The organism is Pseudomonas sp. 21615526, assembly GCF_013386245.1.
GTDB lineage: Bacteria > Pseudomonadota > Gammaproteobacteria > Pseudomonadales > Pseudomonadaceae > Aquipseudomonas.
Genome location: NZ_JACAOM010000032.1, coordinates 49,348 through 71,367 on the forward strand (window position 1 = coordinate 49,348; position 22,020 = coordinate 71,367).

Consider the following 22,020-nt stretch of genomic DNA (forward strand, 5'->3'; position numbering starts at 1 on the left):
GGCGGTTGACCCTTCGCGGCATGCAGCTTAAAACTTGGGGCTCACCGCAAGGGGCGCACCGATGATCACCAGCAAGCTGCCGAATGTCGGCACCACCATCTTCACCACCATGTCGCAACTCGCTGCCGAAACCGGTGCGCTCAACCTGTCCCAGGGCTTTCCCGACTTTAACGGGCCCCAGGAGTTGCTCGATGGAGTGGGCAGACACATTGCCCTGGGCCATAACCAATACGCCCCGATGACCGGCCTGCCGGTACTGCGCCAGCAAGTGGCGGCCAAGATTGCCCGCAGCTATGGCGCAACGGTGAATGCCGACAGCGAAGTGACCATCACCCCAGGCGCCACTGAAGCGATCTTCTGTGCGATCCAGGCGGTGATCCGCAGCGGTGATGAAGTCATCGTGTTCGATCCGGCCTACGACAGCTACGAGCCTTCTGTGGAACTGGCAGGCGGTCGCTGCGTACACGTGCAACTGGGCCTGGATGATTTCGCCCTGGACTTCGAGCAACTGCGCGCTGCGCTGTCGCCGCGCACCCGCATGATCATCCTCAACAGCCCGCATAACCCCACCGGTGCCCTGATCAGCCGTGCCGAGCTGGACCAGTTGGCCGAGTTGATCCGCGACCGCGACATCTACCTGGTCAGCGACGAGGTCTACGAGCATCTGGTGTTCGACGGTGTGCCCCACGTCAGCGTGTTGGCTCACGAAGAGCTGTATCAGCGTGCGTTTGTGGTCAGTTCGTTCGGCAAGACCTACCACGTCACCGGCTGGAAAACCGGCTACGTGGTCGCGCCGCCAGCCCTCAGCGCCGAGCTGCGCAAGGTGCATCAATATGTCAACTTTTGCGGCGTGACCCCGTTGCAGTACGCTTTGGCAGACTTCATGGCCGAACACCCGGAACACGTCGAGGAGCTGCCGGCTTTTTATCAAGCCAAGCGCGACCTGTTCTGCGACCTGCTGGAACCGTCGCGTTTCAGCTTTACCCGGGTGGCCGGTACCTACTTTCAATTGGTGGATTACTCACAGATTCGCCCGGACCTGGATGACGTCGCCATGTCGCTGTGGATGACCCGCGAACACGGCGTTGCGACCATCCCGGTCTCGGTGTTCTACCGGAACCCACCGCAAGGCCAGCGCCTGGTGCGACTGTGCTTTGCCAAACGCGAGGAGACGCTGCGTCAAGCAGCCGAGAAACTATGCGTGATCTGAGTGCACTGCCCAACCTGAACATCGCCCTGGTGCAAACCACCCTGGCCTGGCACGACCGCCAGGCCAACCTGGAGCATTTTGAACTGTTGCTGGAACAGGCCAAGGGTGCCGACCTGATCGTGCTACCGGAGATGTTCACCACCGGTTTCTCGATGGAATCGGACACCCTCGCCGAGCCTGAAAACGGCCCCACCCATCAATGGCTGCAGGCCCAGGCGAAGAAGTACAACGCGGTGATCACCGGCAGCGTGATCATCCAGGCCGCCGACCGCAGTCACCGCAACCGCCTGCTGTGGGCGCGACCGGATGGTGAGGTGTTGCACTACGACAAGCGTCACCTGTTCCGTATGGCCGGTGAACACGACCACTACACCCCCGGCGAGCGCCAGGTGCAGTTCGAACTCAAGGGGTGGCGGATTCGTCCGTTGATCTGCTACGACCTGCGATTCCCGGTGTGGAGTCGTGACGCCCAGGACACTGACTTGCTGCTGTACACCGCCAACTGGCCGGGCGCACGTCGCCAGCACTGGAACCGTCTGCTGCCGGCACGGGCCATTGAAAACCTGTGCTACGTGGCGGCGGTGAATCGGGTGGGCACGGACGGCAAGGGCTTTGCCTACACCGGCGACAGCCAGGTCGTGGACTTCCAGGGCGAAAGCCTGCTGAGCGCAGGGGAGGCGGACGGGGTGTTCCAGGTGTGCCTGGACGCAGCGGAATTGGCGGAGTACCGCACACGCTTCCCGGCGAACCTGGATGCGGACAGCTTCGAGTTCACCTGAAGGATTTTCGCCGCCTTATAGATTGCCTTCGCGAGCAAGCCCGCTCCCACATTCGTCCTGCGCTACCTGAAAGAACGCGGTCAAAATGTGGGAGCGGGCTTGCTCGCGAAGCGGCCCTTAAAATCACCACAAATTCCAATAAAAAGGCCCCTGGATTCTCATCCCGGGGCCTTTCGCATTTCAGCGGTCAGTGTTTATGCCGCTTTCGCTTCCAGCTGGCTCAACGAGCGGTTCAGCGCGCTGAACACCGCCTTGAAGCTCGCCGTGGTGATGTTTTCATCAATGCCCACGCCATGCACCGGACGCTCACCGTTCACTCGCAGCTCGATGTAGGCCGCCGCCTTGGCATTGGTGCCGGCGCCAATCGCGTGTTCGTTGTAATCCATGATCTCCACACCAATCGGCAGCCCGGCCACCAGCGCTTCCAGGGCGCCGTTGCCCTTGCCGTGCCAGCGCAGGTTGGTTTCGCCCTGGCCTTTGCCGGAGACTTCAACTTCCACCGAGCTGTTGCCGTTCTCTTCCTGCAAGCGATGGCTGACCAGCGCGTAAGGAATGTTGGCTTGCAGGTATTCACGCTGCAACAAGCTGTAGATCTGCGCGGCGGTCATCTCCAGGCCCACGCGGTCGGTTTCGGCCTGTACCACCTGGCTGAACTCGATCTGCATGCGGCGCGGCAAGCTGATGCCGTATTCCTGCTCCAGCAGGTAGGCGATGCCGCCTTTGCCCGACTGGCTGTTGACGCGGATCACCGCCTCGTAGCTGCGGCCGATGTCGGCCGGGTCGATCGGCAAGTACGGCACTTCCCACAAGGCGTCGTCTTTCTGCTGGGTGAAGCCCTTGCGGATCGCGTCCTGGTGGGAGCCGGAGAAGGCGGTGTGAACCAGGTCGCCGACGTACGGGTGACGTGGGTGAACCGGGATCTGGTTGCACTCTTCGACAACTTTGCGAATACCGTCGATGTCGGAGAAGTCCAGCTGAGGGTCGAGGCCCTGGGTGTACATGTTCAAGGCCACGGTGACCAGGTCGACGTTACCGGTACGCTCGCCGTTGCCGAACAGGCAGCCTTCGACACGGTCGGCGCCGGCCATCAGGCCCAACTCGGTGGCGGCTACGCCGGTGCCACGGTCGTTGTGGGTGTGCAGGCTGATGATCACGCTGTCGCGACGGTTGATATGACGACCGAACCACTCGATCTGGTCGGCATAGATGTTCGGGGTGGCGCACTCGACGGTGGCTGGCAGGTTGAGGATCACCTTGTGCTCAGGCGTCGGGTTCCAGACCTCGATCACCGCGTCACAGACTTCCTTGGCGAACTCAAGCTCAGTGGCGCTGAACGTCTCTGGCGAGTATTCGAAGGTCCACTGGGTTTCCGGCTGCTGGGCGGCGTATTTGACGAACAGCTTGGCCGCGTTGACCGCGATCGCCTTGATGCCGTCCTTGTCCTGGTTGAACACGATGCGGCGGAACGACGGCGAGGTGGCGTTGTACAAGTGAACGATGGCTTTCTTCGCCCCGCGCAGGGATTCGAAGGTGCGCGCGATCAAGTCTTCACGGCCCTGGGTCAGCACCTGGATGGTGGTGTCCTCGGGGATGTGATTGTCTTCGATCAGGGTGCGCACGAAGTCGAAATCGGTTTGCGACGCAGCCGGGAAGGATGCTTCGATTTCCTTCACACCGACGGCGACCAGGGTCTTCCAGAAACGCAGCTTTTTCACCGCGTCCATCGGTTCGATCAGCGACTGGTTGCCGTCGCGCAGGTCGGAACTGCACCAGATCGGCGCGGTGGTGATGGTTTTCGAAGGCCAGGTACGGTCCGGGATATCAATGGTCGGGAACGCGCGGTACTTCGAAGACGGGTCTTTGAGCATGCTCATCGGGAAATCCTTTGTCTAGGGGCCGAGAAAAGGCGGCCTGCCGTAAAACTGTTATTGGGGATAAAGCAGAAGACGAGGCAGATCGATTCAGCCTGGCAGTCGTGCGCTGACTAGGCACAGGCTGCGGTGCTGGCGGAGCTGAATGAGGGTGTGAAAGGTTTTCATAGGTCCAACCCTAACCGCCGGGGTGAAAGATGGCAAGCAGTCGGAAAAAATTGAGAGAAGTTCTGCTATTGCTGAGGAAAACGAGATTTTATGGTTGAGAATTGTGCGCGGGGTTGTTTTGTTTGCGCACCCTTTGCCGGGTGCGCAATTGAGCATCAGGGCTGAAACGCGCCGATAAAGATCGCCGGATCCACCCGTGCGTCGTTCAGGCTGATGTTCCAATGCATATGCGGCCCGGTCGCCCTGCCAGTGGAACCGACCTTGCCCACCACCGCACCACGAGCCAGTTGCTGGCCCACGCTCACATCAATCTTCGACATATGGCAGAACATGCTGATAAAGCCCTGGCCATGGTCGACAAACACGGTGTTGCCGTTGAAGAAGTAGTTGCCGGTCAGGATCACCTTGCCCGCTGCCGGGGTCTTGATCGGCGTGCCGGCGCCCACGGCAAAGTCCAGGCCGGAATGCGGATTCCGCTCCTCGCCATTGAAGAAACGTCGCACGCCGAACTTGCTCGACAGCGGCCCGTTCACCGGCTTGTCCAGCAGCAGGTTGCTCGGCGTGTTCGGGCTGAAACTGCGATAGGCCTTGAGCTGGACTGCCAGCTCGCCTTCGATGCGCTTGAGTTGCGCCGGGTCCGGGTTCACCTGGCTCTTGTTCTTCAGGGTGATGTGCTGCTCGGGGTATTTCTTGAAGCCCACGACAAACGGCAGGTTCTGGCTGCCGCTGGTGATGCGTTGGGTGCCGGGCTTGACCGTCAGCGGGATGCCCACAATCGCCAGCCAGTTGTTTTGCTCCTTCACCACCAGCACTGGGCGGTTCATGTAGGTGGCTTTGGGCGCCGTGGCCGAAGTGCCGAGGTCGACCACCGCCACGCCACCGGGCACCGGCTTGTTCAGCAGCCGGGTGATGTAGCTGTCGGCATGGGCGTTAAAGGTCAGGCACAGCAGCATCAACAAACTTAAAAAGCGTGGCATCAATCAATCCAGTAACGAGAGGGTGACGGGCGTCAGGTGGTTGTCTTCCACCCGTACCTGCAATTGGCCTTCACCGAGGCGCGCGGTCAGGCGCTGCCCGGTGTGGGTTTGCGCGGCGTTGCGAATCGCCTGGCCGCGTTCGTCGAGCAAGATGCTGTAGCCGCGTCCAAGCGTCGCCAGCGGGCTGACCACGTGCAGCGTCTGCACCTGGCTTTGCAGTTGCAGGCGACGGGCCTTGAGGCCTTCGCGCATGGCACGGGGCAGGCGTTCGGCAAGGCTGTCCAGGCGTTGGCGCAACAGCGCCAGTTGGCGGCCGGGGTGTTGGCCGGCGAGGCGGGTTTCCAGGCGGATCAAACGCTCGCGACGGGTGTTGAGGCTGCGCTCGAAGGCACGCCGCAGGCGCATGTCCAGGTCATCCAGGCGCTGGGCCTGTTGGCGCAGGCGCTCGCCCGGGTGACGCAGGCGACGAGCCATGCCTTCCAGGCGCAGGCGGTCGTGAGTCAGGCGGTTGCGCATCAGCATCACCAGGCGGCGGTGCAGGTTCTCTACCTGGCGAGTCAGGTGGCTGGAGTCCGGCGCCAACAGCTCGGCAGCGGCGGAAGGCGTTGGGGCGCGTACGTCGGCGACAAAGTCGCTGATCGACACATCGGTCTCATGGCCAACGGCGCTGACGATGGGCGTTACGCAGGCATCCACCGCACGCGCCACGGCTTCTTCGTTGAAGCACCAGAGGTCTTCCAGCGACCCGCCGCCACGGGCCAGGATCAACGCGTCGAAGCCGCGTGCATCGGCCAGCTTCAGTGCGCGGACGATCTGCGCCACGGCTTCACGACCTTGTACGGCTGTCGGGATCAACGTCAGTTCCACGTTGGGTGCCCGGCGGCGGAACACGCTGATGATGTCGCGAATCACCGCGCCGGTGGGCGAGCTGATAATCCCGATGCGCCGTGGGTGTGCGGGCAGCGGCACCTTGCGCTCGACACTGAACAGGCCTTCGGCGCTGAGTTTTTCCTTCAGCGCGTCGAAGGCCAGGCGCAGTGCGCCGTCACCGGCCGGCTCCACCGTGTCGAGAATCAGCTGATAGTCGCCACGGCCCTCAAACAGCGAGACCTTGCCCCGCACCTTCACCGCCAGGCCGTCTTTCAACGCCTGGCGCACCCGGGCGGCGTTCTGCCGGAACAGCGCACAACGCACCTGGGCGCCACTGTCCTTGAGGGTGAAATACACGTGGCCGGAGGCCGGGCGGGCGAGGTTGGAGATCTCGCCTTCGACCCAGATATTGGTGAACACGTCTTCCAGCAACACCCGCGCGCGGCCGTTGAGCTGGCTGACAGTCAGGACTTCGCGGTCCAGGCCCAGACGGGCAAAGGGATCTTTAATCATGGGCGGCAGTTTATAGGCATTCGTGCAGGGTTTGACAGAACTGCTCCACCAGCGCGCTCGGCGTTTGCTGGCAGGCGAGGGCGACGGTGCTTTGGCAATCGGGATCGGCCAGGGGTAAAAAATGAATGTTGGCCGGCGCAATGTCCTGCATCGACTCCGGCAGCAAGGCGATCCCGAATCCGGCCTGGATCAGCTGTAACTGCGTGGTCTTGCGCGACATCACCCGCGCCGCCTTGGGGAAAAATCCTGCACGCATGCACAACTCGGCTGACAGGTAACTCAGCCCTCCGCGCTGGGGGTGAGGGATCGAGATAAACGCTTCGTTCTTCAGTTGCGCCAAATCGATACCGGATGTGTGCCCGGCCAACCGGTGGTTCGGCGGCACGGCCAGCAACAGCCTTTCGCTATATAAAGGCACGATGCGCACGCCTTCGCGCTGGCGCAACACCGGTAAGCGCAACAGCCCGACCTCCAGTCGGCCGTCGGCGATTTCTTCCAACTGGGCTTCGGAGGACAGTTTGGCGATGTCCATCGATACGCCCGGGCATCGTTCCAGCCAGGCACCGATGCCGCGCAGCAGGCGGCCACTCATCGGCACCGTGCTCGAATGGCTCATCCGCAGCGTGCCGAGCTGTCCATTGCCCACTTGCGTCGCCATCTCACTGGCCTTGAGCAGTTCGCCCAGCAGGTTGCGTGCCCGCGGATAAAAAGCCTCGCCCGCAGCCGTCAGCCGTGGCTGGCGCGCGGTACGCTCGAACAATGGCGTTTGCAGCAGGTTTTCCAGCTCCTTGATCTGCCGGCTCAGTGCCGATTGCGCCACAAACAGCCGCTCGGCCGCTGCGCTGAAGCTGCCGCTCTCGGCGATTTCGACGAAGTAACGCAATTGCCGGGTGGAAATCACAAGTCATGCCTTTTCGAGATGAGTAATGGGCTTTGAAGATATTAGTCGCAACGCTTGCCAATGGCTAAAGTGATGGCCATCTCTCATAAGGAATACGTCATGAGTCCGGTCGAGCTGTTGAGTCATTGGTCGTTTGGCGGTGTGGACTGGCTGGTGATCGGCGTGGCGATTGCCCTGGCGTATATCGTGTTCGGCATTGCAGGCTTTGGTACCGCATTGGTGGCGGGGCCGATCCTGATTCTGTTCATGCCGCTGTCGAAGATCATCCCCTTGCTGGTGCTGCTGGATTTTGTCGCGGCCTTCGGCAACCTTCTGCAATCGCGCCGGGATGTGGTGAAACCGGAGTTGTTCAGGCTACTGCCGTGCATGGCGATTGGCTGCACCCTTGGGGTGATCTTCCTGCTCAACCTGCACTCTGATTTATTGCTGCTGTTGATGGGGCTGTTTATCAGCGCCTATGCGATCTACAGCCTGGCGGTGAAGGCCAAGCCCACGCAGATGGCAGCCGGCTGGGCGATTCCCATGGGGGTTGTCGGCGGGCTGTTTGGCGCGTTGTTTGGCAGTGGCGGCTTTCTGTATGCGATCTACCTCAACAGCCGATTGCCCAAGGATGGCGCGCGGGCGACCCAGAGTGCGTTGATCAGTTGCAGTACGGTGGTGCGCCTGAGCCTGTTTCTGATCGCGGGCGTGTATGCCGAGCTACCCTTGTTGATGTTGGCGGTGTGCCTGTTGCCGGCCATGGCGCTCGGGCTGTGGGCGGGGCGGCGGTTGACCCTGCGCATGTCCCGCGAGGCGTTTGTGCGGTTGGTGACCTGGCTGGTGCTGGCCAGTGGCATTGCCTTGATTGCCCGTTACTTGAGTACTTGACCTGATTGTTTCAGGGATTAAGCTGCCAGCCTTCAGGGCCTCTTCGCGAGCAAGCCCGCTCCCACATTTGGAACGCATTCCCCCTGTGGGAGCGGGCTTGCTCGCGAAGGCGCCAGTAGCCACGCCGCAGGACTCCCATGAATTCCCAAAGCATCCTTGTCCCGAAAATCTCCACGCTACCCGTCCACGAACCCCGCGCCCGGGCGATCGTGCGCTGGCTGGTGCGCAAGAACATCGTCAAGGAAGAACTCACCACCTGCGGACGCACCGGCAACCGCATGGGCTATGCCCTGGCCGACGGTGCCCGCGCCGTGGTGCTGCACCCCGACGCGCTGCCGTTCAACGAGCCGATCAACGGCCTGGAGATCATCTACAAGCGCTGCATCTACACCCCGGCCAAAGGCTTCCTGGAAGAAGCTGGCTGTCCCGAGTGCCTGAAGGAAGTCGGCGAAGCCCTGTTCGAAAGCCTGGAAGACTGGATGCCCGGCCACACCGATAACTTCACCTGCCCGCTGTGTGGGCATGAGGACGACATCAACGGTTTCCTGTTCCTGCAGGAATGCGGCTTTTCCAACCTGGGATTCATCTTCAATAACTGGGCGGAGGCGGGGTTCAAGCAGAGTTTTATCGACGAATTTGCCGACTGGCTGGACCAGAAGATGAGTTGGGTCAAAGTCGAACTTTAATCCGATGTGATCGTTCCCACGCTCCCGCGTGGGAACGCTTCCCGTGACGCTCCGCGTCGCCCTGGCCAGGACGCGGAGCGTCCAAAGCGGCGTTACTACGCAGAGCGTGGGAACGATCAGTGCTGCAAAAATCATCCATCTATCAGTATTACCAAGTTTGTCAGAGTTTTACATTGAACCCGAGGGGGTGTCTGACTATAATGGCGCGCTTCCATTTTCCCGCTCGGGAGCCCCCGCGATGCTGCGTATCAGCCAAGAAGCTCTGACATTCGACGACATTCTCCTAGTGCCCGGTTATTCCGAGGTGCTTCCTAACGAAGTCAGTCTCAAGACCCGCCTAACCCGTGGCATCGAGCTGAATATTCCTCTGGTTTCCGCTGCCATGGACACCGTCACTGAAGCCCGTTTGGCAATCGCCATGGCTCAGGAAGGCGGCATCGGCATCATCCACAAGAACATGACCATCGAGCAGCAAGCTGCCGAAGTTCGCAAGGTCAAGCGTTACGAAGCCGGTGTGGTCAAGGACCCGATCACCATCGAGGCCGATGCCACCGTTCGTGACCTGTTCGACCTGACCCGCCTGCACAACATCTCCGGCGTTCCGGTGCTGCACGATGGCGACCTGGTCGGCATCGTCACTTCCCGTGACGTGCGTTTCGAGAACCGCCTTGAAGTCACCGTCCGTGAAGTGATGACGCCTAAAGAGCGCCTCGTTACTGTCAAGGAAGGCGCCGACAAGAACGATGTGCGCGAGCTGCTGCACAAGCACCGCATCGAACGCGTACTGATCGTCGACGACAAATTCGCCCTCAAGGGCATGATGACCGTCAACGACATCGAAAAAGCCAAGGCTTACCCGCTGGCCAGCAAGGACGATCAAGGTCGTCTGCGCGTAGGCGCTGCGGTCGGTACCGGCAAAGACACCGGTGACCGTGTAGCGGCCCTGGTGGCTGCCGGTGTTGACGTGGTGGTGGTCGACACTGCCCACGGTCACTCCAAAGGCGTGATCGACCGCGTTCGCTGGGTCAAACAGAATTTCCCTGACGTGCAAGTGATCGGCGGCAACATTGCCACCGGCGCTGCCGCCAAGGCCCTGGCCGAAGCCGGTGCTGATGCGGTCAAGGTCGGTATCGGCCCTGGCTCGATCTGCACTACCCGTATCGTTGCAGGTGTAGGTGTGCCGCAAATCAGCGCCATCGCCAACGTCGCCGCGGCCCTTGAAGGCACTGGCGTACCGTTGATCGCCGACGGCGGCATCCGTTTCTCCGGTGACCTGTCCAAGGCCATCGTCGCCGGTGCTTCCTGCGTGATGATGGGCTCGATGTTCGCCGGTACTGAAGAAGCGCCGGGCGAGATCGAACTGTTCCAGGGTCGTTCGTACAAGGCTTACCGCGGCATGGGCTCCCTGGGCGCCATGTCCCAGGCTCAAGGCTCTTCCGACCGCTACTTCCAGGACTCCTCCGCGGGCGCCGAGAAGCTGGTACCGGAAGGCATTGAAGGGCGTGTTCCGTACAAGGGCACCCTGAGCGCCATCATCCATCAACTGATGGGCGGCCTGCGTTCCTCGATGGGCTACACCGGCAGCGCCGACATCGAAGAAATGCGCACCAAGCCTGAGTTCGTGCGGATCACCGGTGCCGGCATGGCCGAGTCCCACGTCCACGACGTACAGATCACCAAGGAAGCGCCAAACTACCGCGTAGGTTGATGCTTCCAGCAAATAGTTAAGTAACCGGGGCTGTCTTATTCAGCCCCGAGTTGTTTCTGATTCATTAGACGAGACTGATCTCATGGCCCTCGACATTCACGCCCACCGCATCCTGATCCTCGACTTCGGTTCCCAGTACACTCAGCTGATCGCCCGCCGCGTGCGTGAAATCGGCGTGTACTGCGAACTGCATCCGTTCGACATGGACGACGAAGCGATTCGCGAATTCGCTCCAAAAGGCGTCATTCTCGCCGGCGGCCCCGAGTCCGTGCACGAAGCCAACAGCCCGCGTTGCCCGCAGGCGGTGTTTGACCTGGGCGTGCCGGTCTTCGGTATCTGCTACGGCATGCAGACCATGGCCGAGCAACTGGGCGGCAAGGTTGAAGGTTCCGAGCTGCGTGAGTTCGGTTACGCCCGTGTCGACGTGGTCGGCAAGAGCCGCCTGCTGGACGGCATCGAAGACCACATCGACGCCGACGGCCTGTTTGGCCTCGACGTATGGATGAGCCACGGTGACAAGGTCACCCGGATGCCGGAAGACTTCCACATCCTGGCCAGCACCCCGAGCTGCCCGATTGCCGGCATGTTCAACGACGAGCGCGGCTACTACGGCGTGCAGTTCCACCCGGAAGTGACCCACACCAAGCAAGGCGGTCGCATCCTGTCGCGCTTTATCCTCGACATCTGCCAGTGCGAAGCCCTGTGGACCCCGTCGAAGATCGCTGAAGACGCCATCGCCAACGTACGTGCCCAGGTCGGCACCGACAACGTCCTGCTGGGCCTGTCCGGCGGCGTTGACTCCTCCGTGGTTGCGGCGCTGCTGCACAAGGCCATCGGCGACCAACTGACCTGCGTCTTCGTCGACAACGGCCTGCTGCGCCTGCACGAAGGCGAGCAAGTGATGGCCATGTTCGCCGAGAACATGGGCGTCAAGGTGATCCGCGCCAACGCTGAAGATCAGTTCCTGAACAACCTGGCCGGCGAGTCCGACCCGGAGAAGAAGCGCAAGATCATCGGTCGCACCTTCATCGACGTATTCGATGCCCAGTCCAACAAACTGGACAACATCAAGTACCTCGCCCAGGGCACCATCTACCCGGACGTGATCGAATCGGCCGGCGCCAAGAGCGGCAAGGCCCACGTGATCAAGTCCCACCACAACGTGGGCGGCCTGCCTGAGGAAATGAACCTCAAGCTGGTAGAGCCACTGCGCGAACTGTTCAAGGACGAAGTCCGTCGTCTGGGCCTGGAACTCGGCCTGCCGTACGACATGGTCTACCGCCACCCATTCCCGGGCCCGGGCCTGGGCGTGCGGATCCTCGGTGAAGTGAAGAAGGAATACGCCGACCTGCTGCGTCGCGCCGACCACATCTTCATCGAAGAACTGCGCAAGGCCGACTGGTACCACAAGGTCAGCCAGGCGTTCGTAGTGTTCCAGCCGGTGAAGTCGGTTGGCGTGGTCGGCGATGGCCGTCGTTACGCCTGGGTTGTGGCCCTGCGTGCGGTGGAAACCATCGACTTCATGACCGCCCGTTGGGCACACCTGCCGTACGAACTGCTGGAGACGGTCAGCGGCCGTATCATCAATGAGATCGAAGGTATTTCGCGCGTGACTTATGACGTGTCGAGCAAGCCGCCGGCGACCATTGAGTGGGAATGATCCTGCCGTAGCAGGTGAGCGCTGAATAACAAAACCCCGGCCTGGTGCCGGGGTTTTGTGTTTCTGGAGTGTGGATATTTACGCGAGAGCTGCACTTGGTCGTTTACCCGAATAAAGATCTATTCAGAATGATTTGCATCGTATACGGTTCATATGTGTGATTTTATCTATTTATGCATTGTATAGGATGCAGATAAGTGGGCGACTTAGGAATACTCATCAAGAATCTCCGCAAAGCCGCAGGCCTGTCACAAAGCCAGCTTGCGCATCGGCATGGGATGAGTCGCGCAACCATTTCGGGGATTGAGAACAACACCGTCCCTGAAGTAGGGATTCGCAAGGTCGCAGCCATCCTTGAGGGCTTGGGGTACGAACTGACCGCCATCCCCATGCGTCGGCGCAAGACCCTCGATGAACTGAAATCAGGAAACGTCCATGACTAGTCAAAGTGACCGGCTGTATATCGGCGCAGGTGGCGTGCCTGCCGGAACGCTTGGGCGGCGAGAAGAAAATCGGCGTGATTCGGTTTTTTCCTATCACGAGGGAGTCGCCGACGAGAACGCGATTTCCCTGACCATGCCGGTGCGTCTGGAAAGCTACAACTGGGAGTATGGAATCCACCCGTTGTTCGAGATGCACATCCCTGAGGGGCATCTCAAAGACGAGCTCGTGCGACGTTTCAGCAAGTCAGTGCGTGGCTTTGATGACTTCTCTTTGCTGGGCATTGTCGGTCCACACCAACTTGGCCGTATCAGTGTTGCCCATGAAGCGAGTGGCGAGTCGTTGCCTGAGGTCAAGCTCTCCGAGCTGTTGGTCTATGACGGGGCGCAAGAGCTGTTTGATGACCTTCTCAAAACCTACGCAGCCTACTCGGGAGTGTCGGGCGTTCAACCGAAAGTGCTGGTGCGCGACGCAGGCGATAGGGCTCCCGACGTTGAGCGTTTCACTCATCGAGGCGCCACGCATCTGGTTAAGGCGTTCAACGACTCAGATTTTCCGCAACTGGCAGCCAATGAGTTTTTCTGCATGCGGGCCGCACTCCATTGTGGTCTTGAAGTACCTGAATTCCATCTCAGCCAGCAGGGAACGCTCCTGGTGGTGAAGCGGTTCGACATCGGTGAAAGCGCCTACCTCGGATTTGAGGACATGTGCGTTCTATCGGGTTGGGGAACCGCGAAGAAGTACGACGGCAGTTATCAGGGATGCGCGAAGCTGATCCGGTCTTTTGTCACGCCAAGCCGCATAACCAGGACGCTGGAAGACTTCTTCATGATGGTGGGACTCTCTGCCGGTATCCAGAATGGTGACGGGCACCTCAAGAACTTCGGCCTGCTTTATGAAAATTGTGCAGAAGATGCTGACGTGTGGCTCGCCCCGGCTTACGACCTGGTGACCACCACCGTGTACAACGGCAACGACATCATGGGGCTGTTGCTCGGTGGCTCGAAAGCCTGGCCAAAGCGCAAGATGCTGGTTCAGTTCGGGCGTAGCTCATGCGGTTTGACAGAGGCGCGCTGCAACGAATTGCTAGCCAGAGTGCACCAGGGTATGAGTCGCGCTATGGAGGAGCTTTCCGAGTATCGAAGCGTCCACCCAGCGTTCGACGAGGTGGGGGGAAAGATGGTCGCTGCATGGAATGCCGGGCTGGCCAGGAGCATTGTGCCGGAGTGATTTGCCCGACTGACGACGCCGGGCTTTTCGAGGACTCGCCAAGTCGTTTCTTTGTTTACCGCCGCGCAATATCCGAAAAGTAAAACTTATCCAGCGTATGCCGCGACTCGGTGTACTCGAACTGCCGTCCATCCTGCAAAAACGTCTGGTTGCTCACCACGATCACATGGCTCTGACCTTCGAGGTCCAGGTGTGTCTGGTCGTCCTTTCCCCGTGGCAGCGCTTCGATGGTGCGCTGGGCATAGCTGATCTGCAGCTGCAAGGTCTGTTCGATAAACGCATAGATCGACTGCTCGGCAATCTCCCGATCCAGCCCCGGTATCAGGTCGGCGACGAAGTGGTTGATGTCGAGGATCACCCGTTTGCCGTCGATCCGCCGCACCCGTTTGACCCGGGTGATCAGGCTGCCAGGTTCGGCCTCAATGTGCTGCATCAACGGGCCTTCCAGCGGGAACTGGCTGAACTCCACCACTTCGGTACTGACGTCGTCGCCGAGGGCGGCGTGGGTCTCGCGAAAGCTGACGATACCGCCGAGCTGGAACTCGATGGGGTTGGGTGACAGCACGAAGGTGCCCTTGCCGTGGATCTTTTGCGCGAACCCACGCTCCTGCAATTGCTCGATCGCCCGGCGTACCGTGCCACGGCTGGCCTGGTAGGCGTCCATCAGTTCGGTTTCGGAGGGCAGGCGCGTGCCGCGTTGCAGGCGTTCGGTGGTGATGCTGGCAAGCAGATCGGTATAGATCTGGTTGTATTTACTCATGGGGAAGGGCTCTGTGCCGCGTTGGCGTTCAAGGCAGGAACCTTAGTGGCAGCGATGGGGTTTGTCCATGCAACCCATTGTAGAACTCGGAAATTTCTGACTCAAAAAACAGAAAATTAATCATTTTCAAACTCGTACATACGAGTTATTGCTTTAACTCGTACAGACGAGTACTTTTGGCTTCGGCGTGCTGCCTATGACCGCCCAATAAAAAAAACCAGAGTGGATACCAAGCATGAGCCACGACTATCCGAATATTGCCCGCGAGATTCTCAAGAACCTCGGCGGCAGCGACAACCTTGAGCAAGCTGCCCACTGCGTGACCCGCTTGCGCCTGGCCCTCAAGGCCCCGAGCCTGGCCAACAGCGGCGAGCTGAACCAGGTCGATCTGGTCAAGGGTTCGTTCTTCACCGGCGGCCTGTTCCAGATCGTGATCGGCCCCGGCGAAGTGGAAAAGGTCTACGCCGCCCTGCGTGAGCAAACGGGCCTCGCCGCGTCGACCATCGCGGACGTGAAACAGAAAAGCGCCGACAAAATAAACCCGATGCAGCGCCTGGTGCGGGTGTTCTCCGACGTGTTCATGCCGATTTTGCCGGCGCTGATCATTGCCGGTTTGCTCATGGGGGTGAACAACCTGATGGGCGCCAAGGGCATGTTCATCGCGGACAAGACCTTGCTCGACGCCTATCCGAACCTGGATGGCCTGTGGAGCCTGATCAACCTGATGGCCAACACCTCGTTCGTGTTCCTGCCGGCACTGGTGGGCTGGTCGGCGGCCAAGCGCTTTGGTGGCAGTGAAATCCTCGGCATTGTCCTCGGCCTGATGCTGGTGCACCCCGATCTGCTCAACGCCTGGAACTACGGCAAGGCGGTCGCCGGCCTCGACGGCCAGAGCCTGCCGTATTTCGATATTTTCGGCTGGTTCAAGATCGAGAAGGTCGGCTACCAGGGCCAGATCCTGCCGATCCTGCTGGCCGCCTACGTGATGAGCGTGATTGAGAAATGGCTGCGGGCACGGGTGCCGAATGCCATTCAGTTGCTGGTGGTGCCGATCACTACCATCGTCGTCACCGGCGTACTGGCGCTGGCGATCATCGGCCCGGTGACCCGTCACCTGGGCATCCTGATCACCGAAGGCGTGGTCACCCTGTTTGACCTGGCGCCGATGGTCGGCGGCGCAATCTTCGGCCTGCTGTATGCACCGCTGGTGATCACCGGCATGCACCACATGTTCCTCGCCGTGGACCTGCAACTGATCTCCACCCAGGGCGGCACCTTTATCTGGCCGATGATCGTCATGTCCAACCTGGCCCAGGGCAGCGCGGCGCTCGGCGTGTTCTACATGAGCCGCAATGCGCGGGACAAGAGCATGGCGTCTACCTCGGCGATTTCCGCCTACTTCGGCATCACCGAGCCGGCGATGTTCGGGGTCAACCTGCGCTTCAAGTTTCCGTTCTACGCGGCGCTGACCGGCTCGGCGCTGGGCAGTATTTTCCTCTCGCTGAACAAGGTGCAGGCCTCGGCGATTGGCGTGGGTGGCTTGCCCGGGTTCATCTCGATCATCCCGCAGTACATCCCAAGTTTTGTCATCGGCATGGTCGTCGCGATTGTCGTGCCGTTTGTTTTGACCTGTGTGTTGAGCATGAAAATTGTCCGGCCTGGCTACCGGGTCGCCTGATCTACCGCTATCGCAGGCAAGCCAGCTCCCACAGTTGATCGCATTTCAAATTGAAGGAACCCGTCATGCAAAACTGGCAACACTCGGTGATCTACCAGATCTACCCCAAAAGCTTCCACAGCCACGCGGGTAACGCCACCGGTGACCTGCTGGGCATCGTGGACAAGCTCGATTACCTGAAGTGGCTGGGCGTCGACTGCCTGTGGATCACCCCGTTCCTGCGCTCGCCGCAACGCGATAACGGCTACGACATCAGTGACTACTACGCCATCGACCCGAGCTACGGGACCATGGCCGATTGCGACTTGCTGATCAGCGAAGCCGCCAAGCGCGGCATCACGCTGATGCTCGACATCGTGGTCAACCACACTTCCATCGAACACGAGTGGTTCCAGCAGGCCCGCAGCAGCCTCGACAACCCGTACCGCGACTTCTACATCTGGCGCGACCAGCCGAACAACTGGGAGTCCAAGTTCGGCGGCTCGGCCTGGGAATACGAGGCGCAGACCGGCCAGTACTTCCTGCACCTGTTCGACCACACCCAGGCCGACCTGAACTGGGACAACCCCAAGGTGCGCGCCGAAGTGTTCAAGCTGATGCGCTTCTGGCGCGACAAGGGTGTGGGCGGTTTCCGCCTGGACGTGATCAACCTGATCTCCAAGCCGGCGGATTTTCCGGAAGACAACAGCGACGGTCGGCGCTTCTACACCGACGGCCCGAACGTGCATGAATACCTGAAGGAAATGCACCGCGAAGTGTTCGAGGGGCATGACCTGATCAACGTCGGCGAGATGTCGTCCACCAGCCTTGAGCACTGCATTCGTTATTCGAATCCGCAGTCGAAAGAGCTGTCGATGACCTTCAACTTTCACCACCTGAAAGTCGATTATCCGAACCTGCAGAAGTGGGTCGCGGCCGACTTCGACTTCCTGCAACTCAAGCAGATTCTGTCCGACTGGCAACTCGGCATGCAGGCCGGTGGCGGCTGGAATGCGCTGTTCTGGTGTAACCACGACCAGCCGCGGGTGGTCTCGCGTTTTGGTGACGACGGCGAGCACCGCGTGGTCTCGGCGAAGATGCTCGCCACTGCGCTGCACTTCCTCCAGGGCACGCCTTTCGTGTACCAGGGCGAAGAGCTGGGGATGACCAATCCGGGCTTCGACACCATCGACCAATACCGGGATGTCGAGACGCTGAACATCTATCGGCTCAAACGCGAGGCCGGTGAGTCCGAGGCATCGAGCATGGCGGCGATCATGCAGAAGTCCCGCGATAACAGCCGCACACCGATGCAATGGAATGCCGAGCAAAACGCTGGCTTCAGTCGCGGCGAACCGTGGATCGGCATCCCGGCCAACGCCGCGCAGATCAACGTGCAAAGCGAGCTGGATGACCCGCAATCGGTACTGCATCACTACCGTGCGCTGATCAAGCTGCGTCGGCATGAGCCGCTGATTCAGGAAGGCGTTTATCGCCAACTGCTGCCACAGCACACCCAGGTCTGGGCGTACCTGCGCGAAGGCCACGGCGAACGCCTGCTGGTGCTGAACAACTTCTACGGCACGCCATGCCAGATCGAACTGCCCGATGGCCTGCTGACGGCGGCGAGTGAGCAACGCCTGCTGATCAGCAACTACGACGACTGCCCACAGCGCTCGAGCCAGGTCTCGCTGCGCCCGTATGAATCGTTTGTGCTGCATCTCAAGGACTGAGACCCGCTTTACCCCCGGCGTGGGAGAGCCGGGGCGCTTAAAAAAACATAATAAAAATATCGGAGTGCTTCATGAAAACAACAATAAAGCTGGGCCTCGTTGCATCCTGCCTGACCTTGCCGATGGCAGCCCAGGCGTTGGAATTTGCCGGCTACTTGCGTAGCGGTGCGGGGACTTCAACCGGCAGTGGCAAGCAGCAGTGCTTCCAGTTGCCGGGTGCACAATCCAAATACCGCCTGGGCAACGAATGCGAGCAGTACGCCGAACTCGAATTGCGCCAGGACCTGCTGACCCTCGACGACGGCTCGGTGTTCAGCGTCGACGCCATGGCTTCGCTGTACAACAAGTACGACCGGGCGCTGAAGTTCCAGGGCGAAGACAACGGCTCGGCACGCATGCCGCAGATGTATGCGCAGTGGTCGAACATCCCCAGCCTCAACGGCGGTTCGCTGTGGGCCGGCCGGCGCTACTACAAACGAAATGACATCCATATCTCCGACTTCTACTACTGGAACCAGAGCGCCACGGGCGGCGGTATCGAGGACGTGAAAATCGGCGACCTGAAATACAGCTACGCGCTTTCCCGCAAGGACAACCTGTACCAGAAGGAATACGCCACCCGTCACGACTTCAACGTGGCCGGCTTCAAGACCAATCCCGGCGGCGAGCTGGAACTGGGCTTGAGCTATATCGAAAAAGCCGGTGGCCGTGACACCAACAGCGGCTGGGCCATTACCGCCCAGCATGTGCAGAAACCCTTCCTCGGCGGGCGCAACAAATTTGCCCTGCAGTACGGCGAAGGCCCCGGCACCGGCCTCGGTTATACCGGCGATACCTTCCTCGATAAAAGCAGCAAGAGCTACCGCGCAGTGGAGTTCTTCGACTGGCAAGTGACGCCACGGTTTGGCGGGCAGATCGAGGCCGTGTACCAGAAGGATATTCGCCCGGGCAGCCAGGATCAGACCTGGATGTCGCTGGGCGTGCGCCCGGCCTATGCGATTTCCGAACAGTTCAAGCTGGTCACCGAACTCGGTCATGATCAGGTCGAGGCCACCGGTGGCACGCGCAAGCTGAGCAAATTTACGTTCGCCCCAACCTGGTCGCCCAAAGGCCCGGATTTCTGGGCGCGACCGGAAGTGCGCCTGTATTACACCTACGCGACCTGGAACGAAGCGGCCAAGCGTGCGGCCAATGAACTGGCGGCAGGTTCGGCGTTGTCCGACACCGGCAGTTATGGCTCGGCGTTGCATGGCTCCAACTTTGGTGTGCAGGTTGAGTACTGGTGGAAATAAAGCCGTCGATGCCCAATGATTTTTACAGAACCAAACAGCAGGTGAAGTCATGACCACAACCCAATCCCTGGAATTGCTGGCGCCATTGTCCGGGGTGCTGCTCGCCCTGGACCAGGTGCCTGATCCGGTGTTCTCCAGTCGCCTGATCGGCGATGGCCTGTGCATCGATCCGACCTCGCAGACCCTCTGCGCGCCACTGGCCGGGGTGATCAGCAATATCCAGGACAGTGGTCATGCGGTGAGCATCACCGATGACAACGGCGTCCAGGTGCTGATGCACATCGGCCTGGACACCGTGAACCTGGCGGGCAAGGGTTTCACCCGATTGGTCGAGGAAGGCCAGCGGGTGGAAGCCGGGCAACCGCTGATTGAATTCGATGCCGACTACGTGGCGCTCAATGCCCGTAGTTTGCTGACCCTGATGCTGGTGGTCAGTGGCGAGCCCTTTAAGCTGCTGACGCCCGAGCAGGGCCTGGTAGACGTGGGGCAGCCACTGCTGCGAGTCACGCCGCAAGCCGTTGCCGACGAGGTGAAAGACGAGGAGGGTGACGCCCTGTTCTCCAGGCCACTGACCTTGCCCAACGCCAACGGCCTGCATGCGCGCCCGGCGGCGGTGCTGGCGCAGGCGGCCAAAGGCTTCAAGGCGAGTATTTACCTGCACAAGCAAACCGAGAGCGCCAACGCCAAGTCGCTGGTACGGATCATGGCATTGCAGACGGTGCAGGGTGACACCTTGCAAGTCAGCGCGGCTGGCGAGGATGCCGAAGCGGCGATCCAGGCGCTGGTGACCTTGCTGGCCGAAGGCTGCGGTGAAACCGTCGCGGCTCCTCAACCTGGCGCTGCACCCGTGGCGCCTGATTCATCGGCGACCTTGCTGCGCGGCGTGTGCGCCTCGCCCGGTTCGGCGTTTGGTCAAGTGGTGCAGGTCAAGGAGCCGGCACTGACGTTCGTAGAGACCGGCAAAGGTGAAGCGCTGGAACGTGCGGCCCTGACCCATGCCCTGAACAACGCCAATCAGGCGCTGCAAGCCCTGCAGGAAAAGGCCGTCGGCACTGCCCAGTCCGAGATCTTCCGCGCCCATCAGGAGTTGCTGGACGATCCGGCCCTGCTGGAACAAACCCGCGACCTGCTGGACCAGGGCAAGAGCGCGGCCTTCGCCTGGAACAGCGCCACCGAGGCCACCGCCACGCTCTTCCAGGGCCTGGGCAACGCCTTGCTTGCCGAGCGCGCTGCCGACCTGGCAGACGTTGGCCAGCGGGTGCTGAAATTGATCCTCGGGGTTCAGGACAGCGCCTGGGATTTGCCGGAGCAGGCAATCCTGATTGCCGAACAACTGACCCCCTCGCAAACCGCCAGCCTCGACACGCGCAAGGTGCTGGGTTTTGTGACGGTGGGCGGCGGCGCTACCAGCCACGTCGCCATTCTCGCCCGCGCCCTTGGCTTGCCGGCCATCTGCGGGGTGCCGGCGCAGGTGCTGGAACTGGCCAACGGCAAGCAAGTGCTGCTGGATGCCGACAAGGGCGAGTTGCACCTGGACCCGGACCTGGCCGAGATCGAACACTTGCAAGCCAGCCGCCAACAACAAGTGCTGCGCCGCCAGCGGGAAGTGGAGCAGGCGTCGTTGCCCGCCACGACCCGCGACGGTCATCACGTCGAAGTGACGGCCAACGTCGCATCGTTGCAGGAGGTGGAGCAGGCATTGTCCCTGGGGGGCGAAGGCGTTGGTTTGCTGCGTTCCGAGTTCCTCTACCTGGACCGCAACCGCGCGCCGAGCCCCGAGGAGCAGGCGGGCACCTACAGCGCCATCGCCCGTGCATTGGGTCCGCAGCGCAATCTGGTGGTGCGCACCCTCGACGTTGGTGGCGACAAGCCGTTGGCCTATGTGCCGATGGACAGCGAGACCAACCCGTTCCTTGGCCTGCGCGGGATTCGCCTGTGCCTGGAGCGCCCGGAACTGTTGCGTGAACAATTCCGTGCGATTCTCGCCACTGCCGGTTTCGCCCGGCTGCACATCATGTTGCCGATGGTCAGCCTGCTCTCGGAGCTGCGCCTGGCGCGGCAGATTCTTGAAGAGGAAGCGCTGGCCCTGGGGCTGACGGAACTGCCGAAGCTGGGAATCATGATCGAAGTGCCATCGGCGGCATTGATGGCCGATCTGTTTGCGCCGGAGGTGGATTTCTTCTCCATCGGCACCAACGACCTGACCCAATACACCCTGGCCATNNTGCGCCTGATCGCCGCCACCGTCAAGGCGGCCCATGCCCATGGCAAGTGGGTCGGCGTGTGTGGGGCGTTGGCGTCTGAAGCGCTGGCAGTGCCGGTGCTGATCGGGCTGGGGGTGGATGAGTTGTCAGTCAGCGTGCCGCTGATCCCGACCATCAAGGCTACCGTGCGCGAGCTGGACCTGGCGGATTGCCAATCCATCGCCCGCCAGGTGCTGGGCCTGGAAGAAGCGTCGCAGGTTCGCGAGGCCTTGCGCCTGTATCACGCGGCTACCGTTGAAACCTCATTGGTTGTGGAGAACTGACATGTTCGAGAAATTTCAGCGGGCGTTCTGGAAGGCCCTGACGCCGGATCTGGTGCTTGAAACGCCGCAGGCAGCTCCAGTGAGCGAAACACTGTTGGCCCCGGCAGTGCTGAATGCGCTGGGCGGCGCGGAGAATCTCAAGTCGCAGCAGCGGGTAGCACTGACCCGGG

17 protein-coding genes and 1 pseudogene are annotated in these 22,020 nt (G+C 60.9%); 13 read left to right on the plus strand and 5 right to left on the minus strand.

Annotation, left to right across the window (positions count from 1 at the left end; all coding sequences use genetic code 11):
- Positions 1 to 61: 61 nt before the first annotated feature.
- Positions 62 to 1,210 carry a pyridoxal phosphate-dependent aminotransferase gene (locus HX786_RS11615; protein WP_003209660.1) on the plus strand — a complete coding sequence of 383 codons (1,149 nt, stop codon included), beginning with the start codon at positions 62 to 64 and terminating at the stop codon, positions 1,208 to 1,210.
- Positions 1,198 to 1,989 (plus strand): amidohydrolase, encoded by a 792-nt coding sequence (locus HX786_RS11620; protein ID WP_178912085.1) that lies wholly within the window; start codon positions 1,198 to 1,200, stop codon positions 1,987 to 1,989. Before HX786_RS11615 ends, HX786_RS11620 begins: the two co-directional genes overlap by 13 nt.
- A 194-nt stretch (positions 1,990 to 2,183) precedes the next feature.
- Here the strand turns inward: HX786_RS11620 and leuA are convergent, their stop codons facing one another.
- The 4 genes from leuA to HX786_RS11640 form a co-directional block, all read right to left on the minus strand.
- Positions 2,184 to 3,863 carry a 2-isopropylmalate synthase gene (gene leuA / locus HX786_RS11625; protein ID WP_003209657.1) on the minus strand — a complete coding sequence of 560 codons (1,680 nt, stop codon included), beginning with the start codon at positions 3,861 to 3,863 and terminating at the stop codon, positions 2,184 to 2,186.
- Between the two features lie 320 nt (positions 3,864 to 4,183).
- Positions 4,184 to 5,005, minus strand: coding sequence for a peptidoglycan DD-metalloendopeptidase family protein (locus HX786_RS11630; RefSeq protein WP_008438272.1), 822 nt, complete (start codon positions 5,003 to 5,005; stop codon positions 4,184 to 4,186).
- Between the two features lie 3 nt (positions 5,006 to 5,008).
- Positions 5,009 to 6,388, minus strand: a complete 1,380-nt coding sequence (xseA, locus tag HX786_RS11635; protein ID WP_177020410.1) for an exodeoxyribonuclease VII large subunit — start codon at positions 6,386 to 6,388, stop codon at positions 5,009 to 5,011.
- 10 nt (positions 6,389 to 6,398) lie between these two features.
- A complete protein-coding gene (locus HX786_RS11640; RefSeq protein ID WP_003209651.1) occupies positions 6,399 to 7,289 on the minus strand; it encodes a LysR family transcriptional regulator in 891 nt (296 codons plus the stop codon).
- 99 nt (positions 7,290 to 7,388) lie between these two features.
- Here HX786_RS11640 and HX786_RS11645 point away from each other — a divergent pair, with 99 nt between their 5' ends.
- From HX786_RS11645 to HX786_RS11670, 6 genes are all read left to right on the plus strand, one after another.
- On the plus strand, positions 7,389 to 8,156 hold the full coding sequence (locus HX786_RS11645; RefSeq protein ID WP_003209649.1) for a sulfite exporter TauE/SafE family protein: 768 nt from the start codon (positions 7,389 to 7,391) through the stop codon (positions 8,154 to 8,156).
- A gap of 137 nt (positions 8,157 to 8,293) precedes the next feature.
- The gene (locus HX786_RS11650) at positions 8,294 to 8,842 is read left to right on the plus strand and encodes a hypothetical protein (protein ID WP_003209647.1); all 549 of its coding nucleotides are present in this window, start codon (positions 8,294 to 8,296) and stop codon (positions 8,840 to 8,842) included.
- 238 nt (positions 8,843 to 9,080) lie between these two features.
- Positions 9,081 to 10,550 (plus strand): IMP dehydrogenase, encoded by a 1,470-nt coding sequence (gene guaB / locus HX786_RS11655; protein ID WP_003209646.1) that lies wholly within the window; start codon positions 9,081 to 9,083, stop codon positions 10,548 to 10,550.
- 82 nt (positions 10,551 to 10,632) lie between these two features.
- Positions 10,633 to 12,210: a glutamine-hydrolyzing GMP synthase gene (gene guaA, locus HX786_RS11660; RefSeq protein ID WP_003209644.1), complete on the plus strand. Its 1,578-nt coding sequence runs from the start codon at positions 10,633 to 10,635 to the stop codon at positions 12,208 to 12,210.
- A gap of 197 nt (positions 12,211 to 12,407) precedes the next feature.
- A complete protein-coding gene (locus tag HX786_RS11665; RefSeq protein WP_003209640.1) occupies positions 12,408 to 12,653 on the plus strand; it encodes a helix-turn-helix transcriptional regulator in 246 nt (81 codons plus the stop codon).
- On the plus strand, positions 12,646 to 13,881 hold the full coding sequence (locus HX786_RS11670; RefSeq protein ID WP_178912086.1) for a type II toxin-antitoxin system HipA family toxin: 1,236 nt from the start codon (positions 12,646 to 12,648) through the stop codon (positions 13,879 to 13,881). Before HX786_RS11665 ends, HX786_RS11670 begins: the two co-directional genes overlap by 8 nt.
- 55 nt (positions 13,882 to 13,936) lie before the next feature.
- On the opposite strand, the gene treR is transcribed toward HX786_RS11670, so the two are convergent.
- Entirely contained in the window at positions 13,937 to 14,641 is a 705-nt protein-coding gene (gene treR / locus HX786_RS11675) for a trehalose operon repressor (protein WP_177040145.1), read from the minus strand.
- 235 nt (positions 14,642 to 14,876) lie between these two features.
- Here treR and treP point away from each other — a divergent pair, with 235 nt between their 5' ends.
- From treP to HX786_RS31890, 5 genes and pseudogenes are all read left to right on the plus strand, one after another.
- Positions 14,877 to 16,319 carry a PTS system trehalose-specific EIIBC component gene (gene treP, locus HX786_RS11680; protein ID WP_178912087.1) on the plus strand — a complete coding sequence of 481 codons (1,443 nt, stop codon included), beginning with the start codon at positions 14,877 to 14,879 and terminating at the stop codon, positions 16,317 to 16,319.
- Between the two features lie 65 nt (positions 16,320 to 16,384).
- Positions 16,385 to 18,031: an alpha,alpha-phosphotrehalase gene (treC, locus tag HX786_RS11685; protein ID WP_003209630.1), complete on the plus strand. Its 1,647-nt coding sequence runs from the start codon at positions 16,385 to 16,387 to the stop codon at positions 18,029 to 18,031.
- A gap of 71 nt (positions 18,032 to 18,102) precedes the next feature.
- Positions 18,103 to 19,323 carry a carbohydrate porin gene (locus tag HX786_RS11690; RefSeq protein WP_087695126.1) on the plus strand — a complete coding sequence of 407 codons (1,221 nt, stop codon included), beginning with the start codon at positions 18,103 to 18,105 and terminating at the stop codon, positions 19,321 to 19,323.
- A gap of 49 nt (positions 19,324 to 19,372) precedes the next feature.
- Positions 19,373 to 21,850, plus strand: coding sequence for a phosphoenolpyruvate--protein phosphotransferase (ptsP, locus tag HX786_RS11695; protein ID WP_178912088.1), 2,478 nt, complete (start codon positions 19,373 to 19,375; stop codon positions 21,848 to 21,850).
- Between the two features lies 1 nt (position 21,851).
- Positions 21,852 to 22,020, plus strand: a pseudogene (locus HX786_RS31890) (PTS glucose transporter subunit IIB); the annotation flags it as partial.